The sequence below is a fragment of the Streptomyces sp. NBC_00846 genome (assembly GCF_045207325.1).
GTDB lineage: Bacteria > Actinomycetota > Actinomycetes > Streptomycetales > Streptomycetaceae > Streptomyces.
On the sequence record NZ_CP108848.1, the window covers coordinates 82,249 to 109,240 of the forward strand.

The following is a 26,992-nucleotide window of genomic DNA, read 5'->3' on the forward strand; positions in this document are numbered from 1 at the left end:
GGGCAGGCCGGCCTGTCCCCCGCGCCTTCGATGTCGCATGACCCCAGCCATCAGCTCACCCCCAGTCCGAATGGAGCCCGTCATGTCTCAACTCCCCCACCAGCCGCAGGTCTCGGACCGCGACAGCGCTGACCGACGTCCCAAGCCGCAGTACCAGGGACTGTTCCTGGAGCCGAACGTGACAGTAGAGCCCTTCGAGGATGACCAGGACCTGATGGAGGACCAGCGGCGCAGTATTACGGCGTAATACTCGACGGCGGGGGCGGGACACGGTTGGGGTCCGAGGTGGCGGCGGCTGCGGTTATTACGGCGTAATACCCCGCGGGTGATGCCGATTCACCCGCGGGCAGCTAAGAGCTAACGTGTCGGTGCTTCCATTGATCTTCGACGTTAGTAAAGTGTCTGGCATGACTTCGCCCTCCCCCGGCGACCGCGACAAGGTCGTCTCCAAGCTGCCCGCCGTGCTGCAGCAGGATTTGAAGATCCGGGCAGCCCAGCACGGCATCGACATCCAGCACGCAGTCGAAGCCGGTATCGAGGCATGGCGTCGGCTCGGCTCCAACCTTGCCGCCATCGACACGGCCGGCGCCAAGTCGTTCGCGACCTTTCTCCCCCAGGGCCAGTGGGACGACTTCCGCAATGACTGTGCCGCGCGTGGTGTCTCGATCATCCAAGGGCTGGCCCAGTCCGTGCAGATGTGGCTGGAGACCAACCCGGCGCCCACGGTGGCCCGGCCGGAACACGCCAAGCGGATCATCGTCTGCAACCAGAAGGGCGGAGTCGGCAAGACCGCCATCGCCGCAGGAACCGGTGAGGCTCTCGCCGAAGACGCCAACCAGCTTCACCCCGTGCGGATCTCCAAGCACTTCGCCGCCGCTCTCTCCGACGCAGAGGCCAACTCCCCCCTCGACTACGAAGACCTGCCCGGTCTTGGACTACGGGTCCTCCTGGTCGACTTCGACCCCCAGGGGCACCTCACGAAGCAGCTCGGCCACGAGCCGCTCCCGCTCGATGGCGACAGCCTCACCAAGCACATGTCCGGAGAATCCAAGGGCCAACTCCGCGACCTCATCGTCCCGATCGAAGACCCCCGGTTCGGGGGCCGTCTCCACCTCCTGCCCGCATGCACCGACGCGTTCCTCCTGGACGTCAAGCTGTCCGGCGTACGGGCCCGGGAAGCCGCCCTCGAGAGGGCGCTGTCCGCGGTTGAGGGCGATTACGACGCGATCCTCATCGACTGCCCACCCAGCCTGGGCATGAGCATGGACGCGGCCGCCTACTACGGACGCCGCCGCCAGGGAGAGGCCCCGGGCAGCTCCGGTGTCCTCGTCGTCGTCCAGGCCGAAGACAGCTCCGCCGACGCATACGGGCTCCTCACCTCGCAGATCGAGGACCTGCGGAACGACATGCACCTGGAACTCGACTATCTCGGCATCGTCGTGAACCACTACGACGCCCGGCGCGGCTACATCGCCACCTCGTCCCTCCAGTCGTGGATGGACATAAAGGATCCGCGGGTGGTCGGCATCATCGGAGACCTGAAGGAGCAGAAGGAAGCAGTACGCGTGAAGCAGCCCCTGCTCGCGTACTCGCCCCGCTGTGACCAGTCCGTCGGTATGCGGGCCCTGGCCCGGGAGATCTCATGAGCAAGGCAAGCAAGCTCGGCGCCGGTTCATCGTTCGGGCAGGCACAGGGAATCAGTGCACGCCGCGCCGCAATCAACGCAAGCACCGCTGCCCCGACAGAAGGAGCACCGCCGCCAGTCACGCTTCCCGTCGGTGTCATCAGCCTGAACCCGGACAACCCGCGGTCGGAACTCGGCGACCTGACCGACCTCAGCGCCAGCCTCCGAGACCACGGCCAGAAGACCGCAATCAGCATCATGGGCCGGTTCGCATACGTTGAGGCCAACCCCGGGCGCGAAGGTGACCTTGAGACTGGCACCCGTTACGTCGCTATCGACGGCAACTCCCGCCTCGCGGCAGCACGGGAAGCCGGCCTCGCCGAGATCAAGGTGATGCTCGACGACGAGCTCGGCAGCAACCCCGACGAAATACTGGAATCCGCCCTCGTCGCCAACATCCACCGACAGGACCTCGACCACCTCGACGAAGCCAAAGCCCTCAAGCAGCTGCTGAAGGTCCATGGCACTCAGGAGGCCCTGGCAGCCCGACTCCACCGCTCTCAGGGCTGGGTGTCCCAGCGCCTTGCGCTGTTGACCCTGACGCCCGACCTGAAGCAGAAACTGCAGTCCGGGCAGGAGTCCGCGGCGCTGCTCCGCCAGGTCGGGAAGAAGAAGGCCGACGAGCAGGAAGCACACCTACGGCGCCTCAAGGAGAAGCAGGCACAGGAAGCGGCCGAGAAGAAGGCGCGGGCCGTGCAGAAGCGAGCTCGCGGTGACAAGCAGACGCCTGCCTCTCAAGGACAGGGAGGAGCAGGCGAGCAGAAGAGTTCGCCCGAGGCGACCCCCGGTTATTACGGCGTAATAAAGGGCGCTGACGAAAGCGGACCGTCGGAGAAGACCACTGAGAACGCGGAGGAGTCCGATGAGATCCCTCCGCAGCGCTCTGAAAGTGGCCTTGTCCGGCTGCCCTCTCAGGACCCGGAGATGTTGTCCGGCCTGATCATTGCCGAGCTCGATGTGCCGACCAGGCGGAGGCTGACGGAGCTGCTGGTGGACTACAAGATCGAAGAGACGAAGAGGATGAGGGCTGCCGAGGCCATGGCGTCCGAGCAGAAGTAGTTCTCACAAGCGGCCCTGCTCTTCCGCCCAGTGGCGGGGGAGCAGGGCCGCTTGTCGTGTGTGGTCAGACCCGGTCGACGCGTCTTGCTGTGCCGGGGTGTTCCGGTCCCGCACGACCGATTGATAAGACGGCACGCCCCTCCCCCGTGCACACACCACCGACTTGGCTGGAGCCGCCGCCCCACGAGATGGCCGGCCGCGGCCGGCCACAGGGGGCGGAGATCTCCCCTCGCCGGGATCGCTGCGCGTCCGCGCTCGCACCCTCCAAGCGGGACGATTCCCGCCGGTGCGGGGAGCAGGGCAGCACTGGGTACGCGCGCCTCGTTCGGTATTACGCCGTAATAACCGGACCCCGCCAACACGGGACCGCAACCGCGTCGCTGGCCGACCGTCGAGTATTACGCCGTAATACTGCGCCCCCACAGCTTGGGACAGACTCGGCGGCTGCGGGGAGCTGCTTGGCGAGCTGGCAGCTGAGGAGCCGGAGCTGGGCGGCGTAGGCGGGGGAGGAGGGGCGGAGTTCGAGGACGCGGTGTTCGGGGTCGTAGTGGACGGGCTCGATGCGGCCGGCGTGCTGTGGGCAGAGCCGACGTTGCCTCGTCCGGTATTACGGCGTAATAACCGGGCCTCGCCAACACCCGACGCCAACCGCGTCGCTGGCCGGCCGTCGAGTATTACGCCGTAATACTGCGCCCCCGCATTGGGGCCATCCCCGCGGACGCGGGGAGCAGACCGACCGGACCACGCTCGCGCTCGGGGCGGTGGGACCATCCCCGCGGGTGCTGATGGCGCTTTTTGAATCTGCTGACCGTCACCGATAACAGGGCCCGCCGACCTGACGGCCGGTGGGCCCACCACCGTCAGGCCATTAGGCGCAACTGGTCCAGTTCGCTGCCGATCGCTTCCCGCAGCACGTCATGCTGCGGACCGAGCCTGAACTGCTCGTCGCTCCACCGTTCACGTGGATAGAGCCACACCGGGGCACCCACCACATCGGCCGGCTCCCACTCGAACCGTGGCCACACATGCGCATGCAGGAACGGGTCCGTGTTCCCCAGGATCTCCAGATTCACCCGTCGGAATGCCGGGTCCAGCCGCCGACAGGCCCGCTCAACCGCTTCACCGAGCTGGTCCATGTCGGACAGGAACGACAGCCGCTTTGCCTTCGGCAGTCCGCTGAGGAGCGGGAGTTGGGCGGGGGAGGAGGGGCGGTGTTCGAGGACGCGGTGTTCGGGGTCGTAGTGGACGGGCTCGATGCGGCTGACGTGCTGTGGGCAGAGCTGACGTTGCCTCGTCTGGTTATTACGGCGTAATAACCAGACCTCGCCGACACCCGACTGCAACCGCACTGCTGGCCGGCCGTCGAGTATTACGCCGTAATACTGCGCCCCCGCAGCTTGGGACCATTCCCGCGGGTGCGGGGAGCAGGACGTGGTGTTCTTGATCTAGACGTACTCGCCGGGACCATCCCCGCGGGTGCGGGGAGCAGCGGCGAAACGCCACCTCGACTCCGGCCTCCTCGTACATACCGAGGGCGACACCGCCGTCCTCGCCGCCGACGTCCAGTACTGCCTTCGCCTCCTCGACTCCAACGAGACGACTACCTATTGACACACCTCATGGCAGAACCCACTGGCATCCCCATGGCAGACGACACTGGTGTCGTCCGACATGGCAATGTCAGTGGTCCCGACATCGGAAATGTCAGTGGGGTTCGTGCTTTGGGGCTCAGTTGGTTCTCGCGGATCGGTCCAAGGCGTCGAGGTAGGTGGAGAGCTGACCGGCGGCGTACAGCTGGGCCATTCCGCGGGACGTGAGGTCGCGCCGCCACCCTTCCAGAGTCCTGGCCAGCGCTTCGAGGCTGCCAGCGTCGCGGAGTTCTCCGAGGACGGTGGCGATGGTGCCCAGAGGCTGGCCTCCTCGGCGCAGCAGGTGCGCCAGTTCGGCGTCGCGCACGTCCTGCGCGAGGTACTGGCGGTGCCCGGTGCGCGGGTCACGTTGTGGGGTGAGGGCTCCAGTTCGTTCCCAGGCTCGCAGGGTGGCCGCGTTGAGCGCGAGGTGGCGAGCGAGTTCACCGATGCTGTACGGCGCCCGAGTGCTGGCCGTCGTATCCGGGGTGGCGGCTCCGAGATGTGAGAGCGCCGCTTCGACGGTTCGTAGCGTGTTGCGGTCGCGAGCCAGGAGCGCGTGCCCGTCGTCGACGTACTCCAGTGCTTCCTCGAGCTGGCCGCCGGTGACGGCATGCATGATGCTTCGGCTCGTCGAGTAGCCGAAGGCAGGGACGAGCGCCAGGTAGGCCGCGAGGCCGGCGGCATGAGTGGTGTTGTAGTCCCGGTACCCCGTCCGGCTGCGGTGGGCCGGCGGGATGATGCCGGCGGCCTCGTAGTTGCGGACCGCCTGCGTGGAGAGGCCATGGCGACGAGCCAGGTCCACGGGCCGCATGTGACCTCCGATTGAGGGTTCCGACGCAGGTGAGCGGAGGATTCGTTGCAGAGTCTCCACCGAGCATTCAAGGATACGATCCAGGTACATGACGCAGAGCACGCACACCGTGTCCGGAGACTTCGATCTGACGATGGACGAACTGCGCGTCGTGGCGCGTTACGTGGTTCGGCACGCAGAGGACGTCCTGTCGGTCTTTGAGCAGGCTGTTCCCGATGATCCGCGCCCCCGTGCGGCGATCGACGCGGCCTGGGCGTTCATCAACGGTGCCAACAGGACGAAATTGCAGCGCGTCTCTTCCCTCGACGCTCATCGAGCCGCCCGGTCCGCGCCCTCCGAAGCTGCGCGACTGGCCGCGCGATCCGCCGGGGACGCCGCCTCGGCCGCATACCTGCACCCCATCGCCCAGGCCGGCCAGGTCGGCCACATCCTGCGGGCCTGCGCAAGCGCTGCGCGCATCGGGGAGGTGGAGGCAGGCGGTGATCCCGCGATCGGGGATGCCCTGCTGGAACGGTCGCGGCAGCGTGCGACACCGGTGCTCATCGATGTGCTCTGCCGCTACCCGCCCGCGACAAGCGACGGCAGTCGTGTCGCCCGGCTGACGAGCACTCTGGATCATTCCCTGCGCCAGGCGGCTGACCGGTCGTCAGGGCACACCGCAGCGAGTGGCGTCGATGTGCGCAGGAGGGAGTGCACGTCATGATCCTCCCGAAGGTCCGCGACCCTCGCTTCGTGACGATCCGCCGTGGTGGGACTCTCGCTGATGCGGATCACCGTCTCCTCGCTCTATGGGCTGCCGCCTGTGCAGAGCACGTCCTTGGCCTTTTCGAGTCGGCCCAGCCCGGGGACCCGCGACCACGCCAGGCGATCGAGCATGCCCGGGCCTGGGTGCGTGGCGAGGTCAAGATGATGCAGGCCCGCGCGGCGGGCGGCCATGCGATGGGGGCAGCCAGAGACCTGCGTGGGGCAGCGCGGCATGCCGCGTACGCCGCCGGCCAGGCCGGGGCCGTCGCCCACGTCGCCGCGCACGAGCTCGGCGCGGCCGCCTACGCGATCAAGGCCGCACGTGCAGCAGCACCGGAAGGCGAGAGCGAGACCGCGGGACGACTCGAGTGCCAGTGGCAGCGCAATCGGCTCCCGGAGGCGATCCGCGAGCTTGTACTTGATGACCAGCGGCTGCGCAACGACATCTGCTGGTCGGTGTTCGACTGTTGAAGCCGAACCGTGCACGGCCCCTCATAGTTGGCCCAATCGGCCAGAGTTCCCCGCTTTGATGCCGGCGATCTGCATGTCGTCCACCACTGACATTCCATGTCGTCAGCCGCTGACATCCTGATGTCGTCCGACAGTCCGACACTGGTGTCGGGCGACATGGGAATGTCAGTGCTTGGCGACATGCGGCATGTCAGCGTGAGCCGAGGCTTTGGGCGTGGGCCCAGGTTCCCGATGATCTCCTGGATCTCGCGAAGATCGACGCTATGACTATCCCGCTCTCCGTCGACCGGACCTTCGGCGACCGCGGGCGACGGCACGGTGCGCTGGCGGCAGCACCTCACCGTCGGCGCGGTCTCCGCCGTACCGACCGCTCTCACCGTCACAGCCACCGGCCGGTTCCTCATCGGTACCAGCGATGGCCGCATCCTCGAATGCTCGGCCGCGTAGCGACCTGCCTCCACAACGTAGCTGCCGCCGGACTGGAGAAGCGATCACAGGTCAACCCGAGTGCTTCAGCTGAAGCGATTGGGCACAGTCAGCGGCTGGTTGCAGACCGGCATCGACGCCTGGCACGCCGAGCACAACGAATACCCCGCAACACCATCCGGAGCTTCCTGCAGTGGTGTTCAGCCAGCAAGCTCACCCGGCCCTTCCGGCTGCCTCCAGTGCAGATCAGCCGGGCCACACCGATGCCGCAGACCGAGCGCCTGGAGCTGATCGGCCGGCTTCTCATCGACCCGAGCCTGCCTCTGCGAGCCCGGGTCGCGGGGAGCATCGTCCTGCTTTACGCCCAGTCGCTCAGCCGCGTCGTCCGCTTCACGCTGGACGACATCACCCGCGCCGAACAGCAGACCCTTCTCCGGCTCGGCGAGCCGCCATCCCCCGTTCCCGAACCGCTCGCGGAACTCCTGCTCCGCTGGATCGACAGCCGGGACAACATGAACACCGCGACCAACCACGCCTGCCGGTGGCTGTTCCCCGGTCGCCGAGCCGGGCAACCGCTCCACCCCGATGTCCTGGCGGCGCTCCTCGACGACCTCGGCATCCCCACCACCGCCGGCCGCACCGCCGCGATCCGGCAGCACGTGCTGGAGATGCCCGTCCCGGTCTCGCGGAGGCTCTGGGCTACCACCGGGTCACCACGGCCAAGCCGGCTTCCGAGGCCGGAGGCACCTGGAGCCGATACGCCTCCGGAGACCACTGGAGGTCACCACCAGGCCGGCCCCCGCGAAGAGCCGGGAAATTTGATTGACTGGTGGTCATGACCTCAACGGTGTTCGAGAACGTCACTCCCGACTCGATCGTTTACCTCGATCGTCTCGCCGCGACCGACCTGGGCCACTCCTACAAAGGACGCATGCTCGATGAGCTCGGCGTCCGACCAGGCCAGACGGTGGTGGATCTCGGCTGCGGCCCCGGCACCGACCTCAACGCACTTGCCGAAGCCGTCACCGCCACAGGCACAGTGATCGGTGTCGATCACGACCAGGCCGCAGTAGACGCCGCGCGAGAGCGCACCGCCGGACAGGGGACAGTCGCCGTTCACCTCGGCGACATTCAAGACCTCCAGCTGGCTGACCACACCGCGGACCGCGCGCGCACCGACCGAGTACTCCAGCACGTCACCGATCCTGTCCTGGCGCTTCGCGAAATCCACCGCGTGCTGCGGCCCGGCGGGCGGATTGTCATGGGCGAGCCCGACTGGGACACCCTGACGATCGACCACCCGGACAGCGACCTGTCGCACTCCTACACTCAGTACGTCACTGACAAAGTCATCCGCAACGCCCGCATCGGCAGGCAACTTCCGCGACTCTCGGCAGAGGCCGGCTTCGAAGTGCCCACGGTCATCCCGGTGACCCCCGTCTTCCGGGACGTCCAGGCCGCTGACAAAATCCTCGGACTGGAGCGCACCACACAACGTGCTGTTACTGCGGGCTACTTCACCGATGAAGCGGCACGACGCTGGCTGGACCATCTGGCCGGCGGGCCCTTCCTCGCAGCGGTGACGTTCTACATCGTCGTGGCCGAGTCGTAGCCGCCGGCCCCCGCCCGACAGCAGGCGGAGAGTTGACCATGGCACGTACGGAGAGCGATCAACCCCGCCTGCGCTCACCACGCACTCGCGACAGTTGAATACGCGAGCCCACCAGTAGCTGTCAGTGCGGCGGAGTCCTTCGGGGACGCCTGCAAGCCCGCTACCGCAAGGTAAGCAGGAATCTCCCGGCTTCAGCCGGGAGAGCACTTCAACTGTCCGCCCAGCAGCATCATCCGAGAAGCGAAGTCTCCACCGTCGTCGGACACCTTCCCGGGCGCGATGCCGACTGCCTCGGCCGGCAGACCAGTCCGAAGCGGGGCCTACGCGCCGGTGGTGCGGCGGACGGATCGACGAAGGGGCCGCCGTGCGCCTGGTGTGAGCGGACGGCGGCCCCGGTCAGCGCATGACGGGGATCAGTCGGGGAGCCGGTCCACGAGCCAGGTGCACAGCTCCTCGGTGATGGCCGTGTGCGCGGTGGTCGTGGGCGAACAGTAGAAGTCGTCCAGCTCGCTCTCCTCCGGGCTCAGTCCGTCGATGTTCGCGTACAGGTCGTCATGCTTCTCGATGTCGCGGATCGCCACCGCGCTGACCGAGGGGACGAAGCAGACGTCCTCGTGCCGCAGGTCCGCCTTGCCGCCGAGCTTCTCCATCGTGTCGGCGAGGATCTTGTAGGTGTGCAGGGTTCCGCCCGGCGCGCCGTCCAGTTCCGGGAAGCCGCTGGTCGTGATGGTCTTCTCGGCCTTGGGGAACCTGCGGTTCAGGTAGGCGGCCGTCACGTCGTCGCCCTGGGCCTGGGTGTAGAAGGTGGTGCCCGGGTAGATCCGGTCGATCCGCAGCGCGGCCTCGCCGGGCTTCACGTCCGGCAGGCCGACTCCGTCGGCACGGCCGTTGGCCACGGCGATCTTCATCGGGATCTGCGGCCAGCTGCCGACCCGGTCCAGGGCGGCCAGGAACTCCGAGCGCTCCGGGGCGATGCCGATCTTGTCGGTGTCCTTGTCGTAGTGCCGCCACAGCATCTGGCGCGCGGCCGGGCTGTTCATCTGCTTCGCGAAGTCGTTCGGGAAGGGGATGAAGTGGGAGAACGCCTGCACGCCGACCGGGATGGAAGCGCCGCGGTGCGGGCTGTCGTAGGAGAAGTACAGCGCGGTCCGGTGGTCCATCCGCTGCGTCTCCAGCTTGGCCAGTGCGTAGCGGGTGACGATGCCGCCCATGCTGAAGCCGCCGACGACCAGGCGGGTGTCGCCCATCTGCTCGGCGATGGCCCGCATAATGGCGGCCTCGGCCGCCTGCGCGTTCTCCAGGATCGACGCGCTGCGCTCCTCGAAGCCGAGCAGGATCACGTCCCTGCCGCGCCGACGCAGCTCGCTGATGAACGGGAAGCTGCCGCCCTCCAGCCCTTGGTAGAGCCAGTCGAGCTCGCTCCGGCCGAGGTTGAAGCCGTCGGCCATGATGACGGGCCGGACGAGACCGCTACGGTTGCCCTCGCCGGGGAAGACCCAGGCGAAGCCGTTCGGCAGGGACCATTCGTCGTGCTCCGGCACCTCGATGGGCCTGGCCGGTTCGGCGGTCGGCGGACCGCCGAGGGTGAACGAACCGACGTTGGGCTCGGTCGTCGCGGACATGGTCGTACTCCTTGGGGGAGGGGGCGAGACGACGTCATCATGGGGGACAATCCGGGCACATCACCCTTTTGAGCTGCGGGGTTCACCACATCTGATGGAGCGCGCGCGGGAATTGTTTAGCGCGCCCGGCATGTGCCGTTGGCCTGTTCTCGTCGCTCGTCCGTTCTGCACCGGACACGCGCCGCAGAAATTCCGGTGAACCTTGCAGCCCTTCCCGATACCTGGGGCCGCGGCGACGGTCCTGCGCACGGCCCGCGAACTGCTCCGCCACTCCTACCTGACCCTGGCAGGGCAGAAGGCTCTGGCCGAAGGAAACGAGCTGTGGCCACGACCGAAGGCCGGCACCGGAGCGAAGGCGGTGAAGACCGGGTTCGGTCCGCACGGAGTCGCGGTGACGGACACGATCCTCGCCTACGGCGGAGCTCAGCATCTGACCGACTGGCAGGTGGGCAGGCGAGGCGGAACACCTGCTCGACAACCGCCGCCAGGCGCTCGCCACAGCCGTGCGCGGCATCACTGTCGGCCGCGCGGCATCACTGTCCGCCCGCCTCCTGACCCCGGCCCACCGGCAGCACGCCGGGCGCCGCCCGGCCCGGCATCACCAGCGGATCTCCCTACCCCCTGACTGAGGAGTCCCCGTACCGTGTCGCAGCGCTGTGGGCAGGCGTGCCGGCGGACCTCTACTCCGGCCACCGGTGCCCCCGCTGCACCCTGACCGCCCGCGTGACCGAGCTGCTTTCCGTAGACGGCGCAAGGGTGGCCCGGCCACTCCAACCCCTCACCGTCGTTCTGACCGGTGCGGAAAACCCCTACCGCGTCCTGCAGTGGCTGCGCCGAGGCCCCGCCGCCCGTCTCCTGGGGCGCCTGGTCCTCGATCCTGGAGCGCTGAACCATGAATTCCTTGACACGGCGGCTACGCGGGGTGGGTGAACCGCTCCCGAGGGTGAATGGCGCCCGGCCCGGCCGGTGCGGATCCGGTCAGGACGCCGGGGTCTTCCACAGGTACACGACACCGTCGGAGCTCGTCGTGGCGACCTGCGTGCCGTCGGGGCTGAACGCCAGGGTCCGGACGTTCCAGTGGTTGCCGACCAGCCGGTACGTCAGCTTGTCCTCGGCCATGTCCCAGAGCCGGACCACATCGCCGTCGAACACGGCGAGGGTGGAGCCGCGAGGGCTGTACTCCACGCTCTGGACCGGCACGCTGGTCGTCTCGTCGACGCTGCCCGTGGCACGGCCGTCGGACGCGTTCCACAGCTCGACCCTCCGGTTCTTGGCGGCGGTGGCGATGGTTTTGCCGTCGGCGCTGTACGAGACGCCGTAGATTTCCTCGGCGCGGAAGAGCTCCTTGCGCGCCTTGTGCCGGGCCACGTCCCAGAGCTGCACGGTCCACTCGGAACTGGAGCCCTGGTCGTGGGAGTAGCCCACGGTGGCCACAGTCCTGCCGTCCCGGCTGAACGCCACCTGCCGCGCCCACCTCGTACGAGGACACGACACAACGCGCCCTCACCGTACGGAACCCGGCGCTCCATCGAGGCTCGCGCTGGTTCGAGCGTCAGCGTGATGGAGCCCCGGCCGGGGCGTCTGTCCCGGTCCTGTCACAAGCGGGGGTCCGACGACGGCCGCGGTCCGGCCGCCCGGACCCGTACTAACGTTCCCTCTGATACGCACCCCGAACGTCAAGCGCAAGAACCGCCGCAGCAAGCGACCGGCCTACCTGAAGATCCGTGTCGGCGGCTTCCACCTCACGCTGCAGCTCCGGCTCGGCAAGATCTCCGTCGCCGCTGCGGTCTTCGCCATCATGCTCGGTGGCCGCCCCTGGATGCTTTGACCCCGCACATAGCGGTTGGCCCTGCGGAACGTGCGAAGTGACCGCGGGGCCAACCCGGTGAGCACCGTCCTGTCAGGGCACCCACACCGACCGTACGGGCAAGTCGCGCTGACCGCCCGTCGGTATCAGCCGGCCGGAAGCTCCTTCGACGGCACCGCGTTGACGGAGCGCCGGATCTGTTCCATCGTCGTCGGTAACGGCTCCCACCCGTGCTGCCCGGCCATCACCCGGTTCAGCGCCGTGATGCCCCGCGCGTACGCCTGCCGCAACCCCTGCGCACGCAGCGGCACCCCTGGCGGGCCCGCCTTCGACGGCACGATCGACACCCACAAAGCGGTTTCCGCCCCCTCCAGCGGCAGTGGCTTCACCAGCTGCTGCCGCACCTTCAACCAGCGGCGCACCGCTACCTGCGAGCCCTCACGCAGGGGGTACCACTCCACCTCCGGCAACGGCTGCAGCTCGGCAACCGCGGCCAGGACCCGCTTCCGGGTCTCCTCCGACACACGCTCCACCCAGCCGCCCAGCACCGACCGGGCCGCCTCCGTACCCACCTCGGCCAGGGCGGCGATCTCCTCGACCCGGTTCGGCGGGGCTTTCTGCTGCCGCCGACGCACCGCCACCGCCTCCTCGCCCGCAGCCAGCTCGGCCATCGACTGCGCCGCCAGCTCCCCGGACCGCGGGGCAGCGTCCAGCATCACCGCCACAATCGCCAGCAGCCGGGTACGGTCCTCGTACGACAGAGTCGCCCCGTCCCGCTCCAGCGGACCCTGCCCGGCCAGATCAACCATCCCCCGGTACAGGACATCCAACGACCGCCCACCGACGGTGGCCTTCGGCTCCGGATTCGCGACCGACGGCAACCGCACCGTCTTCCCCGCGGGCAGGACCTCGAGGGCCAAAATCTTCAGACAGTCCCGCACGATCCGCTGCGTCCACTCCGGCAACGGCTTCCCGACATCCCTCTCCCAGTGCCGCAACTGCCCCTCCACCGCGAGCCCCCAGAACGCGCGCAACGACGCCCACGTGAACAACTGCTGCGCGGCCCGGGAGGCCCGCCCCGGCATCTCCTCCCGGCCCACCGCCCGGTCGAACATCCCGACCACCATCCGCAGCTGCCGCAACCGACCCTCCGACACCCGCCCAACCATCCCGTCGACCACCGCCGCCAACTGCCGGACCGACGAGGCGCTGTACTGCTGGGGGCTCATCGTCGTCTCCCGCTGGTCGTCATCGGATCAGTCCCGCCGCGGTGTCCCAACTCCGGCTTCGAGAGGGCTCAGGCTTGGCGTACGCCTTGAGGAACGGGTCCCAGTAGCGCAGCTGAATACCCATCATCATCGTCGGGTGGTGTCCGCGACAACGAGCAGACGGGCCTGGGTCAAGGCTGTTCATCCCCTCGCGGGTACTGCAGCTGGGACACAGTGGTCGCACCGGGCCCGTCTCGTGGTCGTGGTCCACCACCAGGTCAGACTGTTGGCTGCTGCACAGTGCGCGGCGACCGTCTTGCCACCACGAGAGCAGAGCGCGTGCTCGCTCCTCGGACGTGCGGTCGATGGCTCGCAGGTGGTCGGCCACGTCCTGCGGCAGCTCAACTCCTTCACCGGCGAAGCCCTTCGGCACCTTCCAGCTGTCCAGGTCTTCGGGTACGGGCCATGACCAGCACGCTGGTTCAGCCACGCGGAAGCCAGCTTCAGCGGCGTGCCGACGAACCGCGACCGCAGTCCTCGCCTTCACGTAGAACTCCCGCTCAGGCCCCCGAAGGTGCGCTGCACAGGACTGGCTAGGAACCGTCGGTTGCGCCAGGGCCGGCAACCAGTCCCGGGTTACGAGGGGCAGCGTGCACGCTTCCTCGTGTGTCGCCGAGGTGAGCCCAGAAGCCGCCAACAGTTGATCTTGAGGCGTCAGCGCTTCCGCCGGGCGGCGGGGGCGCGCTCGGCGACGTGCCGGGCGACCGCGTCGACGCTGGGGCGGGCATGCTGTCCTCGCAGGTCAGCAGCACCCGGCAGGACGCTTGATCCTGCTCATGAAGGGTGGTGCTCCGCCATCCGCTCACGCATCGCTCACGCGTGCGGGGCGTTCTCACCTGCGGTGGATCCAGTGGTCGTGGGCTCGGACTTGAACCGGCCGTCTCTTTGTCCCGAATGAGGTTCCGCCAGGGCCGCTACCTGCGCACTGTGGCATCTATGCAGGTCAGGGGCTCGGGCTCCATCGGTCTCAGGTGGTGCGACGGACCCTTCAGGAGAGGATCATCTCCCAGATTTCTCCCAACCTCCGTCTCTCGCACGGGAGGCGGCTGAGTCTCCCTGGGTTCGGGGCAGGTTGCGGAGGCACGTTTGCGGTTCGTCTGAGCTCCGCCCGTGCCGGCTTCGGAGGGAGCCCGCAGCAGGTAGGATGTTTCGTTTGGATCACCGTTCCGCTGCGCCCCGTATTGGTCGGCAGGACGACAGGCGGCGGAACGCGAATCCAGCGTCGCCCGCGTATCCGACGCGCACATCCGGAACCGATCGCTGCCTGTTGGCGTCGTCGCGCTTATGGCGCAGGGTGGGAGCACGATGGGCGAGGAGCCGACGTGGGCAGAGCTGCTGCTCACCTTTTTCCTCATGGCGGCCGTCCCTGCCATCATTGGAGGGACGGTGATCTTGTCCCTTGTCGGACTGACGATGTGGGTGACAGCACGGCTGCGGCGGCGCCGGCGTACCCACTCCGAGAACGGCTAGCTCACCCACCCTGGGTCGGGCGGCTTCCTGCGGCTGTCCCAGCAGGACCGGTTGAGGGGTGTGGCGGTGCTGACGCCGCAGACCGGGGCGCGGTGGGTGGTTCAGGAGCCGCAGCACCCGCCGGACGACGGTTCCTCGGTGGCAGTGACTGGCAGAGTGCTACCGACGCCGATCTGTACGAGAGCGGGCGCCGGAGCGGCGCAGCATCCTCCGCCGTCGGCCTGGCCGGCGGCCGGGTCGTCGAAGAGTCCGGCGCCGCCGCAGACTCCGGTCTCGGGGAGGGTGAGTTCGACGCGGTCGGCTGATTCGGTGTCACCGGCAATGGCGGCGGTGACGGAGCGGACCTGCTCGTACCCGGTCATGGCCAGGAACGTCGGGGCGCGGCCGTAGGACTTCATTCCGACCAGGTAGATGCCGGGTTCGGGGTGGGACAGCTCGCGGTGGCCGTGGGGGTAGACGGTGCCGCAGGAGTGCTGGTTGGGGTCGATCAGGGAGGCCAGCTCGGTGGGGGCCTGGAGGCGCTCGTCGAGGCCGAGGCGGACCTCGGAGAGGAAGGACAGGTCAGGGCGGAAGCCGGTCAGGACGATCACCTCGTCCACCGGGTCGAGACGGCGTCCGTCCTCGCCGACCAGGACGAGACGGCCGCCGTTGTCCCGCTCGATGGCCTCGGTGCGGAAGCCGGTGACCGCGTCGGCGTGGCCGTTGTCGACGGCTGCCTTCGCTGCCAGGCCGAGGGCGCCGCGGGCGGGGAGCTGGTCGGCGGTGCCGCCGCCGAAGGTGGAGCCGCCGATACCGCGGCGCAGGATCCACACCGCGTGCGTGCCGGGCTCGTCCTTCGCGACGTCGGCGAGGGTGGCCAGGGCGGTGAATGCGGAGGCGCCGGAGCCGATGACGGCGGTGCGCTTGCGGGCGTAACGGGCGCGGACGGCCGAGTCCTTGAGGTCGGGAACGCGGTAGGTGATGCGGTCGGCCGCCGTCTTCTCGCCGAGGGCGGGAAGGCCGCTGGCCCCTGCCGGGCTCGGGGTGGTCCACGTGCCGGAGGCGTCGATGACCGCGCGGGCGAAGACACGCTCCTCACCGCCGTCGGCAGTGGTGAAGTGGACGATGAAGGGCTGGGCTTCGCGGTCGGCGTCGACGACGCGGTCGCGGCCGGTGCGCGACACCCCGGTGACGGTGGCGGTGTAGCGGACGCGGTCACCCAGGACGTCGGCGAGGGGCTGGAGGTACTGCTCGGCCCAGTCCCCGCCGGACGGGTAGGTGGCCGCGTCGGGCTTGGTCCAGCCGGTCGGCGCCAGGAGCTTCTCGGCGGCCGGGTCGGTGACCTCGCCCCAGGTGGAGAACAGCCGCACATGCGACCAGTCACGTACCGCGGCGGCGGCGACCGGACCGGCTTCCAGGACCAGCGGTTCGATGCCGCGCTCGACCAGGTGGGCGGCGGCGGCCAGCCCGGCGGGGCCGGCGCCGATGACGACAACCGGAAGGTCTGCAGTGGTGGTCATGGCGATGTTGTCCTCCGGGACAGGCGGCCAGTGCGACCGCTGTTTCGATTGCTGTCGATGTCTGAAGCTTGGCACTCGGTATCGACGAGTGTCAACATAGACCCATGTCGAATTCAGAAGTTGTGGAGCTGCCGGTCCTGGACGCGGGGACTGTGGTGCCGTGCTGCCCGCCGATCACCGCCGGGGAGCTTTCGCAGGGTGACGCGGAGAAGATGGCCGTGATGTTCAAGGCTCTGTCGGACCCGGTGCGGCTGCGCCTGTTCTCCAAGGTCGCCTCGCATGCGGGCGGCGAGGCGTGTGTGTGCGACATCTCCGACGTCGGAGTCTCTCAGCCGACCGTCTCCCACCACCTGAAGAAGCTGCGCGAGGCCGGCCTCCTGACCTCGGAGCGGCGCGGGACCTGGGTCTACTACCGGGTCGCCCCGTCCGTCGTGGCGGCCATGTCCGCCATGCTCGATCTGCGCTCCTGACCAACGGCCCGCGCCCGCGGGTCAGCCGGTGCAGTCGGGCGGGCAGCAGCGCGCCAGGTACGCCACACCGTCCCGGCGCACCGCCCTGACGCGGACCGGACGGTGAACGGCACGCTCCGGGCCGCGATGCGGGCATGCGTCGCGCACACTCCGGCGCCGCAGCCCTGGCAGACGCCGACGGTGGGGCTGTGCGTTCCCGCGGCGCGGCAGTCGAGGCAGTGCATCAGTCGTCCCTTCCCGGGGTGGTGAGTGCTGCGGGCGTGAACTTCTTGCGCCAGGCGAGCGCGACGTAGACGAGTCCGATCAGGACGGGTACCTCGATGAGCGGGCCGACGACTCCGGACAGGGCCTGGCCGGACGTGACGCCGAAGGTGGCGATGGCGACGGCGATGGCGAGCTCGAAGTTGTTGCCTGCCGCGGTGAACGCCAGAGTCGCGGTGCGGTCGTAGGCGAGTCCGAGGGCCTTGCCGAGCAGGAAGGCACCGAAGAACATGATCGCGAAGTAGACGAGCAGCGGGAGCGCGATCCGGACCACGTCCAGCGGCTGCGAGGTGATCGTCTTCCCCTGCAGGGCGAAGAGGACGACGATCGTGAACAACAGCCCGTACAGCGCCCACGGCCCGATCTTCGGCAGGAACCGTTGCTCGTAGCCTTCGCGGCCCATCTTCTGCTCGCCGATGCGGCGGGTGAGGAAGCCGGCCAGCAGCGGGATGCCGAGGAACACGATCACGTTGAGGGCGATGTGCCACACGGAGACATCCAGGCCCTGGCCGTCGCCGAGGTTCAGCCACCGGGGCAGCAGGTCGAGGTAGAACCAGCCCAGCAGGCCGAACGCGATGACCTGGAACACGCTGTTGAGTGCGACGAGGACGGCGGCGGCCTCGCGGTCGCCGCAGGCGAGGTCGTTCCAGATGATGACCATGGCGATGCAGCGGGCCAGGCCGACGATGATCAGGCCGGTGCGGTACTCGGGCAGGTCCGGCAGGAAGATCCACGCCAGGGCGAACATGACGGCGGGGCCGACGATCCAGTTGATGACCAGCGAGGACACCATCAGCTTCTTGTCGCCGGTGACGGTGTCGAGCCTGTCGTAGCGGACCTTGGCCAGCACCGGGTACATCATCACCAGCAGGCCGAGCGCGATCGGCAGGGAGATCCCGCCGACCTCGATCTTCGCCAGTGCGTCGTTCATCCCGGGGATCAGCCGCCCCAGCCCCAGGCCGACGGCCATGGCGAGCAGGATCCACACGGCGAGATAGCGGTCGAGGGTGGAGAGCTTCTTGACGATCGAGTCGTCTCCGCCTGCGGCCTGGTCGGCAGTGGGGGCCGTCGTGGTGCGCTCGGTGGTCACGGGCAGGCTCGCTTGTTCTCGGCTGCGGTACGCGCGGACTCGGCCAGCGCGGCGAACTGCTCGGAGAGGCCGGCCAGGACCTCGGGACGCAGCTTGTAGTACGTGAAGCGGCCGCACGGCTCCGTCTCCACCACACCGGCCTCGCGCAGCACCCTCAGGTGGTTGGACAGGTTGGTCTGCTTCGCGCCGGTCTCCTCGACCAGGTGCGTCGTGCAGAGCGTCTCGCGGGCCAGCAGGGTCACGATCTGGAGGCGGAGCGGATCGCCCAGCACCCGGATCAAGTCAGGATCGACTGAAGTCAGCATGTGCTGATACTTTCACATCATTGCCTGCTGATGTCAGCGTGGGTTGAAGTCATTGGCGGCTGGTCCCGCCATGCGACGAGAGAGAACGATCACCATGGCCGAGTCTTCCGGCAAGCCGTCCGTCCTGTTCGTCTGCGTCCACAACGCCGGCCGCTCCCAGATGGCCGCCGCCTGGCTGACCCACCTGGCCGGGGACCGCGTCGAGGTCCGCTCCGCCGGGTCCAACCCCGGCGCCGCGGTCAACCCGGCCGCGGTCGAGGCGATGATCGAGGTCGGCATCGACATCTCCGCCGAGACCCCGAAGATCCTCACGATCGACGCCGTCCGCGAGTCCGACGTGTGCATCACCATGGGTTGCGGCGACACCTGCCCCGTCTTTCCCGGCAAGCGCTACCTCGACTGGGAGCTCGACGACCCGGCCGGACAGGGCATCGAAGCCGTCCGCCCCATCCGCGACGAGATCAAGACCCTCGTCGAGGGCCTGATCGCAGAGATCGCCCCGGAGGCCACGGCGTGAGCGGGATACGCAGTGTCGTCATCATCGGCTCCGGCCCCGCCGGCTGCACCGCCGCCCTCTACGCCGCCCGCGCCCAACTGGGGCCCGTGCTGTTCGGCAGCAGCAGCATTTTCGTCGGCGGCTTCCACCGCCCGGAGCAGGCGGAGCAGAGGGAGCGAGCAGCGATTGGCGCGGGGACCGCCCCACGATCGGTGGTCCCCGAGCGCCGGGACGGCCGACCGCTGCCGCCGGAGTGAGCCGGTGGCACGGTTCCCGAAGGGCTACGTCGAGCCCACCGACTCCGCGACGTCCTCACCTACATCAAGACACTGCACGGCCACCAGCGGCACGACCAACTCGTCGCCTTGCGGTCGCCGCTCACCTGGGCCAAGCGAAACGGGCTGATCTTCCGCACCCCCGCCAGCCGGATCAAGGTCGGGCAATACGAGTACGCCGTGTTGCAACCACTGGTAGCGAACTCCGCACGGGCCCTGCTGGAGCAAGCCGCCGAGCAGCCATCGCAGTGAAACCCGCTCGATCTTGTTACCTCCTGGAAGAGATCCTTGGGCATGGAGTTCCTCTGCTACCACCGCGACCGGCCTGCCTCCCTGCCACTGCGCTACGAGCTGGGGGAAGAGCATTGGTCCTACATGGACCAGTACGCGAAGGAGATGATTGCCCGGGGCCCGACTCTCGCCGACGACGGCGACACACCCACCGGAAGCGTGCACATCGTCGACCTGCCCGATCCCGCCGCTGCCCGCGCGTTCGCCTTCGACGAGCCGAACTACCAGGCCGGTGTCTACCGGGACGTGCTGCTGCGACGGTGGCGCAACACGCTGGGGCGCACCATGTGGGACTTCCCCGGCGGCCGGACTGGCGGCAGCCGGTACCTGGTGCTCGGCCTCGGCACGGGACAGGCCGCCGACCTCGCGGTGCCGCCCGACCGGAACGAGCTGATCGCCTACGGGCCGCTGCTGTCCGACAACGGCACCACCTGGCTGGGCACGGCGGCGCTGGTCCGGGCGCCGGACCCGGACACGGCACGCGCCACCCTGACCCCGGACCGGTACGCCGACATCGAGGTGCACAACTGGCAGTTCGGCGGGCGCCCGTCATAGCCAGGACTCCGCACGTCATCAGGAGCTCTTCCAGCTGAGCGGCGGCCTGCCAGGGCTGGACCTCGTGGAAGGCGTCGTGGGTCAGCGGGATCTCGCCGAGGCCGAGTCGGCACATCAGCTGCGAGGCGTTTCCCGGCTGGTCGCGGCGCATTTCCCACGGTCCTGATCGCATTCCGGGCAGGTGCCCCGTGTGCGGACGGCGCGGTCGTAGCAGGTCCGGCAGACGTATCCGTCCGGCCAGGTGCTGGCCTTGTGCCGGCGGTGGCCGCAGAAGCCCATAGGGGCACCCCCCGTCCGCCGCTCCGGCGGCCCCGCCGGAGCCGACGTGACCTGGGGGAACACCAAGTCGCGGACACCGAGCGCGAGTTCGGGTCCGCATGCGCACCGCGGCTGGCCCGTGTCCGCGTCTGCCGCGCCCGCGGGCCGCGGCGGGACACGGACTTGAACACACCCCTTGTCCCGCCGCCCGTCGGCACCGAAGAATGCGCACGTCAACCATCGGCCACAGACGTCACACCCGGCGTCGGCAAGGGGGCTCCACCCAATGTCACCTGCAGCACCGATGACACACACGACACGTCGCTCACCGAGGATCGGCAAGGCGCTCACCGGCGCGGCGTTCGCGCTCGCCCTGGTCGGCGCGGGCGCGGCACCCGCCGTCGCCCAGACCGCGGGCGGGGACGCCGGCACCCGCGCGAGACCGAACGACGCGCCCGTCACGTTCGCCGGCACCGTCGCGCTCAGCAACTGTTCCGGCTCCGTCGTGCGCACCCCGCAGTCACAGCCCGACGACCCCGCCCTCGTGCTGTCCAACGGACACTGCATAGAGAGCGGCTTCCCGAAGGCCGGCCAGGTCATCGTGGACCAGCCGTCCACCCGCACGTTCAAGCTCCTCGACGAGGACGCCGGGGTGCTCGGCACGCTCCAGGCCGACCAGATCTCGTACGCGACGATGACCGACACCGACATCTCGCTGTACCGGACGACCACCACCTACGCCGAGATCGAGAGCAAGTACCACATACGGCCGTTGCTGCTCGACCCGCGCCACCCGCGCAAGAACACCGAGATCACCGTGACGTCGGGGTACTGGAAGAAGCAGTACAAGTGCTCCATCGACGGGTTCGTGGACCAGCTCAAGGAGTACTGGTGGACCTGGAAGGACTCGGTGCGCTACACGCCCGCGTGCCAGACCATCGGTGGCACCTCCGGCTCCCCGGTGATCGACGACCACACTGGACGCGTGGTCGCCGTCAACAACACCGGTAACGAGGACGGCGAGCAGTGCACGCTCAACAACCCCTGCGAGGTCGACCGCAAGGGGCGCATCACCGTCCGCCAGGACACTCACTACGCGCAGGAGACCTACGGGATTGTGCCGTGCGTCGTCGACGGCAGCAAGCTCGACCTGGGCCGCAAGGGATGTGAACTCCCCAAGCCCCAGGCCTAGTCCGCAGAGGGCGTACGCCGTACGGACCGGCTCGCGAACTAGTCCGTGCGGCAGCCGTCCTCGATGACGAACCGCCCGTCGATCAGCACGTGCGGGATGTCCACCGGCAGGGTGCGCGGCGCCTCGAACGTCGAGCCCGCCGCCACCGTGTCCGGGTCGAAGAGCACCGGGTCGGCGCGGTAGCCCTCGCGGACGAGCACCGCGTCCACGATCGAGCCCTTCGGCGCCCGCCGGTACTTCGGCGGATCGTCGCTGGCCACGGCCCACCGCACAGTGTTCCGGGCGATCCCCGGATGCCGCGCGATCCCCTTGGTCGACATTCCCTCCGCACGGTGGAGACGCCGGATCTCAGCCCAGTCCTCCACACCGATCACCTCTTCCACCTGACTCCCATGGAGCCAGACTGATCACTTGATTGATCACGGAAGGGGTCACTTTTCATCGACCGATAGGGGGTCACGGTTCAAAGCACGCCGACACGCTGCCCCGGCCGTAGCCGACCGGGGCTTCCACGCGTTCAAGCCCATGCTGCAGTCGGCCTCTGGCAGCTTCTCCCCACGTGTGGTGGCCGGCGAATACCTTCACGGGACGGAGCGCGGCAACAACCTGGAACTCGAAGCACCTCTGCGCAAGCATGTCGCCCAGTTGCTCGACCGATCCGCCCTGTCCGTCTGCCGGAGACAGGCGGACAGGGCCGGCGATGGCGCTGTGCCGTAGGACAGGCGCCGTCCTCGACGCAGGCCAGGAGACGCTGCCTCTGTGCTGCCCGCACTGCATCACTTCCGCAGCCGAAAAATTGGGAGTCCAGGCGTGACCGACAAGTCCGATCAGCAGAACAGGTCCTTCCTGTACGTCGTCGTGTGCGCATCCGGCATCGCGGCCGACGTGGGCGAGCTCATCACCGCAGCACAGGAGCAGAACTGGGACGTCGGCGTCATCGCGACCCCGCAGGGGCTGGGTTTCATCGACACCGACGCAATCGTGGCCCAGACCGGCTACCCGATCCGCTCCGCCTGGCGCAGTCCTGGCGACCCCCGGCCGCTCCCTCCGGCGGACGCGATCGCGGTTGCCCCGGCCACCTTCAACACCATCAACAAATGGGCGGCCGGAATCTCCGACACCCTGGCCCTGGGCATCCTCTGCGAGGCATACGGGTTCGGAATCCCCACGGCCGCACTCCCGTACCTGAATTCCGCCCAGGCCGCCCACCCCGCCTACCGGGAGAGCCTGGACCGCTTGCAGGAGATGGGCGTCCTCATCGGCTCGCACGAACCTCATCGCCCGAAGGCCGTCGGCGGGGCAGACCGGTTTCGTTGGGAGGAGGCGTTGGACCTGCTCGGGCCAGCGGTGCCCGGCCGGGGGTGATCACCGCCGACGGACTGGTCGGCTGCGCTGATGTCCGAAGTTGGCTGCACTCGCTGACGACGGATCATGCTGGGGTCAGCCAGCGTGCTGGCTGACCTGGCTTCGTTCACTTCTAGCGGCAGCGTTTGTCCATCGGTTCGGGTGTCATCACCGGACCCCGGTGGCCGCGGATGTTCACGAGAAGGGGCGTCACCCGTCAGGACTGACTAGGTGTCCTCGAAGCTGAAAACTCGCTGTCGTCCGGGCACGACGCTGTGCCAGGATCCGGTGCATGCCAGTTCGATACCCGCGCCCCCTGCGTCCCGGTGACCGTGTCGGTGTTTCCGCTCCGTCGAGCGGAGTCGGGAAGGAACTGCGTGAGCGGCTGAATGTCGCGGTCCGTGACGTGCAGGCGCGCGGGTACGAGGTCGTCGTCGGGCAGTGTATGGACGGCTCCGGACACGTCAGCGCCTCGGCCGCCGACCGCGCAAGCGAACTGATGTCGATGCTGACTGATCCCACCATCAGGGCCGTCGTGCCGCCATGGGGCGGAGAGACCGCGATCGACCTGATCCCGCTGCTCGACTGGGACCGGCTGCGCGAGGCGGAGCCGACCTGGCTCGTCGGGTTCTCCGACATCTCGACCCTCATCACACCGCTGACACTGCTCACCGGCACGGCAACTCTCCACGGCAACAACCTCATGGACACGCCCTACCGCGTGCCCGAAGGACTGCTTTCGTGGCTCGACATCGTCGCCGCGCCCGCGGGCCACCGGTTCACACAGACCCCGCCTGGCCGCCACCGGGCCACGGGCTTCGACGACTTCGCTGCCTTCCCCGAGATACGCGAGTACACGCTCGATTCGCAGGGCACCTGGACCCGGCTCGATGACGGTGGCGACGTGGAGGCTGAGGGCAGGCTGATCGGCGGCTGCATCGAGACGCTGTGCAATCTCGCGGGAACGCCCTACCTCGATGTCACGACCTTCGCCCGCAACGAGTCCCCGGAGGGGCTCCTCGTTTACGTAGAGGCAGCCGAACAGGACGCCTTCACCATCTGCCGAAACCTGCACGGCATGAGGCTCGCCGGATTCTTCGACCGCGCGAACGCGATTCTCGTCGGCCGGACCAGCGCACCGGACCACAGCTCTCTCAGCCAGCACGAAGCCGTTCTGGATGCTCTCGGCTCCCTGAACGTGCCGATCATCGCTGACATCGAGTGCGGCCACGTCCCGCCTTACATGCCGATCGTCAACGGAGCCTACGGCCACATCGTCCACTCACCGAGTCGGCGCGAGTTGACGCAGACGTTGGACTGACGTGCCAGCCAGGCGCCCGGCGCTCAGGGAAGTGCGACAAATTTCGTGAACATCACGCAGACGTGGATCTGGGTGACACCCAAACCCGCGTACAACCGCACTCCACGATTCGCGGATAAAACCAGCTGACTCCTCTCTCGTCAGGCCTTGGCCACCGGTTCCTGGAGCTCGGTCACCCGCTCGTCGTTGTCGGGGCACTCCAGGTTGACCTCCCGCGGGTAGCCGGTCGAGCGGTAGCCATTGGCGTCGATCCAGCGGCCCAGGGTCTGGATGGTGGGTAGGACGGTCCCCACCGAGCCGCGGTGCACGATGGTCGCCGCCTGCTCGACGGGCGGCAGGGCCACGATCCGCAGGCCGTCATCCTCCCTGAGGGGAACGGAGACCTCGACGCCCGCGTGGATGAGGACCCCGCCGTCCGGAGCGTCCTCGTAGTAGGCGATACCGGGCCCGGAGGGAGCGATGCCCGCCGCCTCCAGACGCCGGAACAGCTCGTCGCACAGCGGCTGGATGACCGGCCCGATGGTGTCGAAGTCCGGTGCCACACCGGTAAGTTCGGCCACTCGAACGCTCAGCAGGCTTTTCAGTACAACGTCGTTGCTGGGCATCTGCCTCTCGCTCTCGATCGAGCGGAGCCTCGCCTCGACCTGGACCAGATGGGCAGCCGCAGCCGTCATTGCAGCCTCCAGTTCGGCTCGTCGCAGCCGGAGCATGGCGCGCAGTTCTTCGGTTGTGACCTTTCGTCCAGGATCTCCTGGACCTGCTGGAGGGTGAAGCCGAGGTCCTTGAGGGCGATGGCGCGGTTGAGGCGGGCCAGCTGGGCGGCCGTGTAGTAGCGGTCCGGTGGCAGGGTCGACGTAGGCCGTGCAACCGGCGGGCCGCCTCGCTCCCCTCCCGCGCGACCGTGGAAGAGATCGGTTCCAGCCGCGCGATCCGCCGCACCACCGACCCCCGCGACGGAACCCGCAGCCCACCAAGGCGGCACTGGCGTGCGATCTCCCGGTGAACGGCCGCCATACTCCGGCGCTGCCGCGTCAGGTACCGCTTACGCAGCACCTCCGCAACGATCGCCTCGACCTCATCCGGCAGCCGCCCTCACCTCGGCCTGCCGTACCGCGGCATCCCACACACCGGCCGGAGCGGTCAGCACCCCACGCTCGGCCACCGGTCCCTCCGCCACCCGGCCCCCTCCGCAACGCGCACACGACTACGGCCAACTTGACCGTAGTGCAGGCGACTTCGTGACGCGGGAGAGTTCAGTTCCCTGCACTGCGCGCGAAACCCCAGCTCATCCGCGCACGCGAGTACGAACATTCACAGCCGACCGCTTCCGATCTCGCTCCGGGCAAGGGTCGTTTATGAGAGTGGCTGACCTTGCCAGCGTAAGGTCGGCGCCGTACGTGAAATTGCCGAAGCCCGGGTTCGGGCACCGAGGAGCCGTCGATGCTGGACCAGGATTTGCTGCGCCCCGCGCGCCTGGCTGATTACGGGACCGTGAGCACTCAGCTCTCCTTGCTGAGCGACCACCGACTCGGGGAGGTAGTGGCAGCCGCTACCCCGCTCGGGTCGGGCATCGGCGGCAGGTCGGCAGAGCTGGACATCAACGGAACGCGCGTCTTCGTCAAGCGGATCCCCTTGACGGAAACCGAATTGCGCCCGGAGAACGCGCGGTCGACGGCGAATGTCTTCGAACTGCCGATGTTCTACCAGTACGGGGTGGGCTCGGCCGGGTTCGGTGCCTGGCGGGAGCTTGCCGTGCACACCATGACCACCAACTGGGTTCTCGGCGACGAGTACGCGGGATTCCCCCTGATGTACCACTGGCGGGTTCTGCCTGACTCCCCTCCCGAAGGATTCACCGACGAGTTCGGGGGCCTGGAGGGGGCCGTCGCGCACTGGGAGGGATCACCCGCCGTTCGTGACCGGCTGGAGGCCATCGGCCAGTCCTCGTGCAGCCTGGTGCTCTTCCTGGAGCACGTGCCGCACACACTCGCCGGATGGCTGGCCGACCACCGCAAAACCGCCGTGCCGGAAGGCGGGGACGGCTCGCTCTTCCGCTGGGTGGAGGAAGCTCTGGCGAGCGGAGCTGCCTTCATGAGTTCTCGCGGACTTGTCCACTTCGATGCTCACTTTGCCAACATCCTGACCGATGGCCGCCAGCTCTACTTCGCTGACTTCGGACTTGCCCTGAGCTCCCGCTTCGACCTTTCGGCGGACGAGTCCAACTTCCTCTCGGACCACTTCGCGTACGACCACTGCTACACCGCGAGCCACCTGCTCCAATACCAATTGCTCGACGGCGTGCGCGGTGACACGGAACGCGAAGTCTTCCTGCACGACTGGATCGCAGGCCGGCGACCTGGCGACATCCCGCCCGAGATCACGGCCATCATCGACCGGCACGCACGCCCTACCGTCGTCCTGCACTCCTTCTTCCGCCGTCTGCTCACCGAGAGCAAGCAGACGCCGTTCCCGGTCGCGGAGATCGAGCGGCAGTTGGGCGCTGGCGCCGCAACCCCGAGCTGATCCACGCCCTCGCCTCGGCTGTCCGGCAGTACGGTATCGGCCGCCACGGCCGCTGCCTACCGACGAGCCTCTCGGTGCACCTTCCCGGGCTCTACGACTATCCGGCAGTAGCTCGGGTCACCTTGTAGCTGAGGCCTCGCTCTGCGGACTGCGTGGGCCAGGCACTGTCACCGCAGCCGCAAGCTCCAGGTCCAGGCGGCTGTTCATGCCCAGCTCGAACCGGCCGTACGGATTCACATGGGTCCAGAACAGCGGCGACAGCGCCCGGCGGTCCGCGGCGGTGAGCTTGTCGGCCCACTTCGGATCGGCTAGGACCTCCTGCATCAGCAGCGTGTTGACGTGCACCAGCGCGGACTGGAGCAGGTGCAGCGCGAGCATGCTGACCTCCTGGGACTCCTTGTCCGCACCGGCCAGGTCGCCGTCCTTGCCGTGGAAGAGATCCTTGTTCGCGGAGTTCCAGTTCTCCACCACCTGCAAACCTTCGTAGATCTCCTTGCGCATCTCGAC

The 26,992-nt window shown here is 68.3% G+C and carries 26 protein-coding genes and 4 pseudogenes; 17 read left to right on the plus strand and 13 right to left on the minus strand.

Annotation, left to right across the window (positions count from 1 at the left end; translation table 11 throughout):
- The first annotated feature begins 82 nt into the window (after positions 1–82).
- From OG936_RS40030 to OG936_RS40040, 3 genes are all read left to right on the plus strand, one after another.
- A complete protein-coding gene (locus tag OG936_RS40030) occupies positions 83–247 on the plus strand; it encodes a hypothetical protein (RefSeq protein WP_406500903.1) in 165 nt (54 codons plus the stop codon).
- A gap of 160 nt (positions 248–407) precedes the next feature.
- Positions 408–1,646: a ParA family protein gene (locus OG936_RS40035; RefSeq protein ID WP_331746133.1), complete on the plus strand. Its 1,239-nt coding sequence runs from the start codon at positions 408–410 to the stop codon at positions 1,644–1,646.
- Positions 1,643–2,743 carry a ParB/RepB/Spo0J family partition protein gene (locus tag OG936_RS40040; RefSeq protein ID WP_331746135.1) on the plus strand — a complete coding sequence of 367 codons (1,101 nt, stop codon included), beginning with the start codon at positions 1,643–1,645 and terminating at the stop codon, positions 2,741–2,743. The genes OG936_RS40035 and OG936_RS40040 overlap by 4 nt, the downstream gene beginning before the upstream one ends.
- Before the next feature lie 860 nt (positions 2,744–3,603).
- On the opposite strand, the gene OG936_RS40045 is transcribed toward OG936_RS40040, so the two are convergent.
- Complete coding sequence (locus OG936_RS40045) at positions 3,604–4,092, minus strand: hypothetical protein (protein ID WP_331746138.1); 489 nt, start codon at positions 4,090–4,092, stop codon at positions 3,604–3,606.
- A 127-nt stretch (positions 4,093–4,219) separates the two neighbouring features.
- Here OG936_RS40045 and OG936_RS40050 point away from each other — a divergent pair, with 127 nt between their 5' ends.
- Positions 4,220–4,354 carry a hypothetical protein gene (locus tag OG936_RS40050; protein WP_331746140.1) on the plus strand — a complete coding sequence of 45 codons (135 nt, stop codon included), beginning with the start codon at positions 4,220–4,222 and terminating at the stop codon, positions 4,352–4,354.
- Positions 4,355–4,471: 117 nt separating this feature from the next.
- Here OG936_RS40050 and OG936_RS40055 read toward each other — a convergent pair whose 3' ends face one another.
- Positions 4,472–5,185 (minus strand): MerR family transcriptional regulator, encoded by a 714-nt coding sequence (locus tag OG936_RS40055; RefSeq protein WP_331746142.1) that lies wholly within the window; start codon positions 5,183–5,185, stop codon positions 4,472–4,474.
- 88 nt (positions 5,186–5,273) lie between these two features.
- On the opposite strand from OG936_RS40055, the gene OG936_RS40060 reads away from it, so the two are divergent.
- From OG936_RS40060 to OG936_RS40080, 5 genes are all read left to right on the plus strand, one after another.
- Positions 5,274–5,888 (plus strand): putative immunity protein, encoded by a 615-nt coding sequence (locus tag OG936_RS40060; RefSeq protein WP_331746144.1) that lies wholly within the window; start codon positions 5,274–5,276, stop codon positions 5,886–5,888.
- Complete coding sequence (locus OG936_RS40065) at positions 5,885–6,400, plus strand: putative immunity protein (protein ID WP_331746146.1); 516 nt, start codon at positions 5,885–5,887, stop codon at positions 6,398–6,400. The genes OG936_RS40060 and OG936_RS40065 overlap by 4 nt, the downstream gene beginning before the upstream one ends.
- Positions 6,401–6,718: 318 nt before the next feature.
- A complete protein-coding gene (locus OG936_RS40070; protein WP_331746148.1) occupies positions 6,719–6,847 on the plus strand; it encodes a hypothetical protein in 129 nt (42 codons plus the stop codon).
- A gap of 218 nt (positions 6,848–7,065) precedes the next feature.
- Positions 7,066–7,665, plus strand: coding sequence for a hypothetical protein (locus OG936_RS40075; RefSeq protein ID WP_406500907.1), 600 nt, complete (start codon positions 7,066–7,068; stop codon positions 7,663–7,665).
- Between the two features lie 8 nt (positions 7,666–7,673).
- Complete coding sequence (locus OG936_RS40080; RefSeq protein WP_406500908.1) at positions 7,674–8,438, plus strand: methyltransferase domain-containing protein; 765 nt, start codon at positions 7,674–7,676, stop codon at positions 8,436–8,438.
- Positions 8,439–8,851: 413 nt separating this feature from the next.
- On the opposite strand, the gene OG936_RS40085 is transcribed toward OG936_RS40080, so the two are convergent.
- The 5 genes from OG936_RS40085 to OG936_RS40105 all read right to left on the minus strand — a co-directional run bounded on the left by OG936_RS40085 (position 8,852) and on the right by OG936_RS40105 (position 16,104).
- Positions 8,852–10,060 carry a hypothetical protein gene (locus OG936_RS40085; protein ID WP_331746154.1) on the minus strand — a complete coding sequence of 403 codons (1,209 nt, stop codon included), beginning with the start codon at positions 10,058–10,060 and terminating at the stop codon, positions 8,852–8,854.
- Between the two features lie 978 nt (positions 10,061–11,038).
- On the minus strand, positions 11,039–11,521 hold the full coding sequence (locus tag OG936_RS40090; protein WP_406500910.1) for a WD40 repeat domain-containing protein: 483 nt from the start codon (positions 11,519–11,521) through the stop codon (positions 11,039–11,041).
- Between the two features lie 492 nt (positions 11,522–12,013).
- Entirely contained in the window at positions 12,014–13,096 is a 1,083-nt protein-coding gene (locus OG936_RS40095; RefSeq protein ID WP_331746158.1) for a hypothetical protein, read from the minus strand.
- 19 nt (positions 13,097–13,115) lie between these two features.
- Entirely contained in the window at positions 13,116–13,622 is a 507-nt protein-coding gene (locus tag OG936_RS40100; protein ID WP_406500911.1) for an endonuclease domain-containing protein, read from the minus strand.
- 1,084 nt (positions 13,623–14,706) lie between these two features.
- Entirely contained in the window at positions 14,707–16,104 is a 1,398-nt protein-coding gene (locus tag OG936_RS40105) for an NAD(P)-binding domain-containing protein (protein ID WP_331746160.1), read from the minus strand.
- Positions 16,105–16,208: 104 nt separating this feature from the next.
- On the opposite strand from OG936_RS40105, the gene OG936_RS40110 reads away from it, so the two are divergent.
- Positions 16,209–16,574, plus strand: coding sequence for a metalloregulator ArsR/SmtB family transcription factor (locus OG936_RS40110; protein WP_331746162.1), 366 nt, complete (start codon positions 16,209–16,211; stop codon positions 16,572–16,574).
- Between the two features lie 223 nt (positions 16,575–16,797).
- Here the strand turns inward: OG936_RS40110 and arsB are convergent, their stop codons facing one another.
- Complete coding sequence (gene arsB, locus OG936_RS40115; protein WP_331746164.1) at positions 16,798–17,925, minus strand: ACR3 family arsenite efflux transporter; 1,128 nt, start codon at positions 17,923–17,925, stop codon at positions 16,798–16,800.
- Positions 17,922–18,230 (minus strand): metalloregulator ArsR/SmtB family transcription factor, encoded by a 309-nt coding sequence (locus OG936_RS40120; protein WP_331746166.1) that lies wholly within the window; start codon positions 18,228–18,230, stop codon positions 17,922–17,924. Before OG936_RS40120 ends, arsB begins: the two co-directional genes overlap by 4 nt.
- A gap of 94 nt (positions 18,231–18,324) precedes the next feature.
- Between OG936_RS40120 and OG936_RS40125 the strand changes: the two genes are divergently transcribed.
- From OG936_RS40125 to OG936_RS40140, 4 genes and pseudogenes are all read left to right on the plus strand, one after another.
- Positions 18,325–18,747 (plus strand): arsenate reductase ArsC, encoded by a 423-nt coding sequence (locus tag OG936_RS40125; protein WP_331746168.1) that lies wholly within the window; start codon positions 18,325–18,327, stop codon positions 18,745–18,747.
- Positions 18,744–18,869 (plus strand): annotated as a pseudogene (locus tag OG936_RS40130) (FAD-dependent oxidoreductase); the annotation flags it as partial. The gene OG936_RS40125 and the pseudogene OG936_RS40130, both read left to right, overlap by 4 nt.
- 426 nt (positions 18,870–19,295) lie before the next feature.
- Positions 19,296–19,847, plus strand: coding sequence for a YciI family protein (locus tag OG936_RS40135; protein ID WP_331746171.1), 552 nt, complete (start codon positions 19,296–19,298; stop codon positions 19,845–19,847).
- 592 nt (positions 19,848–20,439) lie between these two features.
- The gene (locus OG936_RS40140) at positions 20,440–21,297 is read left to right on the plus strand and encodes a serine protease (RefSeq protein WP_331746392.1); all 858 of its coding nucleotides are present in this window, start codon (positions 20,440–20,442) and stop codon (positions 21,295–21,297) included.
- A gap of 137 nt (positions 21,298–21,434) precedes the next feature.
- Here OG936_RS40140 and OG936_RS40145 read toward each other — a convergent pair.
- Positions 21,435–21,671 (minus strand): annotated as a pseudogene (locus tag OG936_RS40145) (IS21 family transposase); the annotation flags it as partial.
- 436 nt (positions 21,672–22,107) lie between these two features.
- On the opposite strand from OG936_RS40145, the gene OG936_RS40150 reads away from it, so the two are divergent.
- Together OG936_RS40150 and OG936_RS40155 are read left to right on the plus strand one after the other, a co-directional pair.
- Positions 22,108–22,662: a flavoprotein gene (locus tag OG936_RS40150; protein WP_331746395.1), complete on the plus strand. Its 555-nt coding sequence runs from the start codon at positions 22,108–22,110 to the stop codon at positions 22,660–22,662.
- Between the two features lie 271 nt (positions 22,663–22,933).
- Positions 22,934–23,962 (plus strand): S66 peptidase family protein, encoded by a 1,029-nt coding sequence (locus OG936_RS40155; protein WP_331746174.1) that lies wholly within the window; start codon positions 22,934–22,936, stop codon positions 23,960–23,962.
- A 140-nt stretch (positions 23,963–24,102) separates the two neighbouring features.
- Here OG936_RS40155 and OG936_RS40160 read toward each other — a convergent pair.
- Together OG936_RS40160 and OG936_RS40165 are read right to left on the minus strand one after the other, a co-directional pair.
- A pseudogene (locus tag OG936_RS40160) lies at positions 24,103–24,876 on the minus strand (MerR family transcriptional regulator); the annotation flags it as partial.
- 10 nt (positions 24,877–24,886) lie between these two features.
- Positions 24,887–24,976 (minus strand): annotated as a pseudogene (locus OG936_RS40165) (hypothetical protein); the annotation flags it as partial.
- A gap of 426 nt (positions 24,977–25,402) precedes the next feature.
- Between OG936_RS40165 and OG936_RS40170 the strand changes: the two are divergent.
- Entirely contained in the window at positions 25,403–26,485 is a 1,083-nt protein-coding gene (locus OG936_RS40170) for a protein kinase family protein (protein WP_331746177.1), read from the plus strand.
- Positions 26,486–26,602: 117 nt separating this feature from the next.
- Here OG936_RS40170 and OG936_RS40175 read toward each other — a convergent pair whose 3' ends face one another.
- Positions 26,603–26,986: a Tn3 family transposase gene (locus OG936_RS40175; RefSeq protein WP_331746181.1), complete on the minus strand. Its 384-nt coding sequence runs from the start codon at positions 26,984–26,986 to the stop codon at positions 26,603–26,605.
- Positions 26,987–26,992: the final 6 nt, after the last annotated feature.

What these genes read in the sequence shown, in the direction of transcription:
- OG936_RS40030 (WP_406500903.1), top strand. Translation starts at nt 83, where the DNA reads ATGTCTCAACTCCCCCACCAGCCGCAGGTCTCGGACCGCGACAGCGCT.
- OG936_RS40035 (WP_331746133.1), top strand. Translation starts at nt 408, where the DNA reads ATGACTTCGCCCTCCCCCGGCGACCGCGACAAGGTCGTCTCCAAGCTG.
- OG936_RS40040 (WP_331746135.1), top strand. Translation starts at nt 1,643, where the DNA reads ATGAGCAAGGCAAGCAAGCTCGGCGCCGGTTCATCGTTCGGGCAGGCA.
- OG936_RS40055 (WP_331746142.1), bottom strand. Translation starts at nt 5,185, where the DNA reads ATGCGGCCCGTGGACCTGGCTCGTCGCCATGGCCTCTCCACGCAGGCG.
- OG936_RS40060 (WP_331746144.1), top strand. Translation starts at nt 5,274, where the DNA reads ATGACGCAGAGCACGCACACCGTGTCCGGAGACTTCGATCTGACGATG.
- OG936_RS40065 (WP_331746146.1), top strand. Translation starts at nt 5,885, where the DNA reads ATGATCCTCCCGAAGGTCCGCGACCCTCGCTTCGTGACGATCCGCCGT.
- OG936_RS40085 (WP_331746154.1), bottom strand. Translation starts at nt 10,060, where the DNA reads ATGTCCGCGACGACCGAGCCCAACGTCGGTTCGTTCACCCTCGGCGGT.
- OG936_RS40095 (WP_331746158.1), bottom strand. Translation starts at nt 13,096, where the DNA reads ATGAGCCCCCAGCAGTACAGCGCCTCGTCGGTCCGGCAGTTGGCGGCG.
- OG936_RS40105 (WP_331746160.1), bottom strand. Translation starts at nt 16,104, where the DNA reads ATGACCACCACTGCAGACCTTCCGGTTGTCGTCATCGGCGCCGGCCCC.
- OG936_RS40110 (WP_331746162.1), top strand. Translation starts at nt 16,209, where the DNA reads ATGTCGAATTCAGAAGTTGTGGAGCTGCCGGTCCTGGACGCGGGGACT.
- OG936_RS40120 (WP_331746166.1), bottom strand. Translation starts at nt 18,230, where the DNA reads ATGCTGACTTCAGTCGATCCTGACTTGATCCGGGTGCTGGGCGATCCG.
- OG936_RS40125 (WP_331746168.1), top strand. Translation starts at nt 18,325, where the DNA reads ATGGCCGAGTCTTCCGGCAAGCCGTCCGTCCTGTTCGTCTGCGTCCAC.
- OG936_RS40135 (WP_331746171.1), top strand. Translation starts at nt 19,296, where the DNA reads ATGGAGTTCCTCTGCTACCACCGCGACCGGCCTGCCTCCCTGCCACTG.
- OG936_RS40155 (WP_331746174.1), top strand. Translation starts at nt 22,934, where the DNA reads ATGCCAGTTCGATACCCGCGCCCCCTGCGTCCCGGTGACCGTGTCGGT.
- OG936_RS40170 (WP_331746177.1), top strand. Translation starts at nt 25,403, where the DNA reads ATGCTGGACCAGGATTTGCTGCGCCCCGCGCGCCTGGCTGATTACGGG.
- OG936_RS40175 (WP_331746181.1), bottom strand. Translation starts at nt 26,986, where the DNA reads ATGCGCAAGGAGATCTACGAAGGTTTGCAGGTGGTGGAGAACTGGAAC.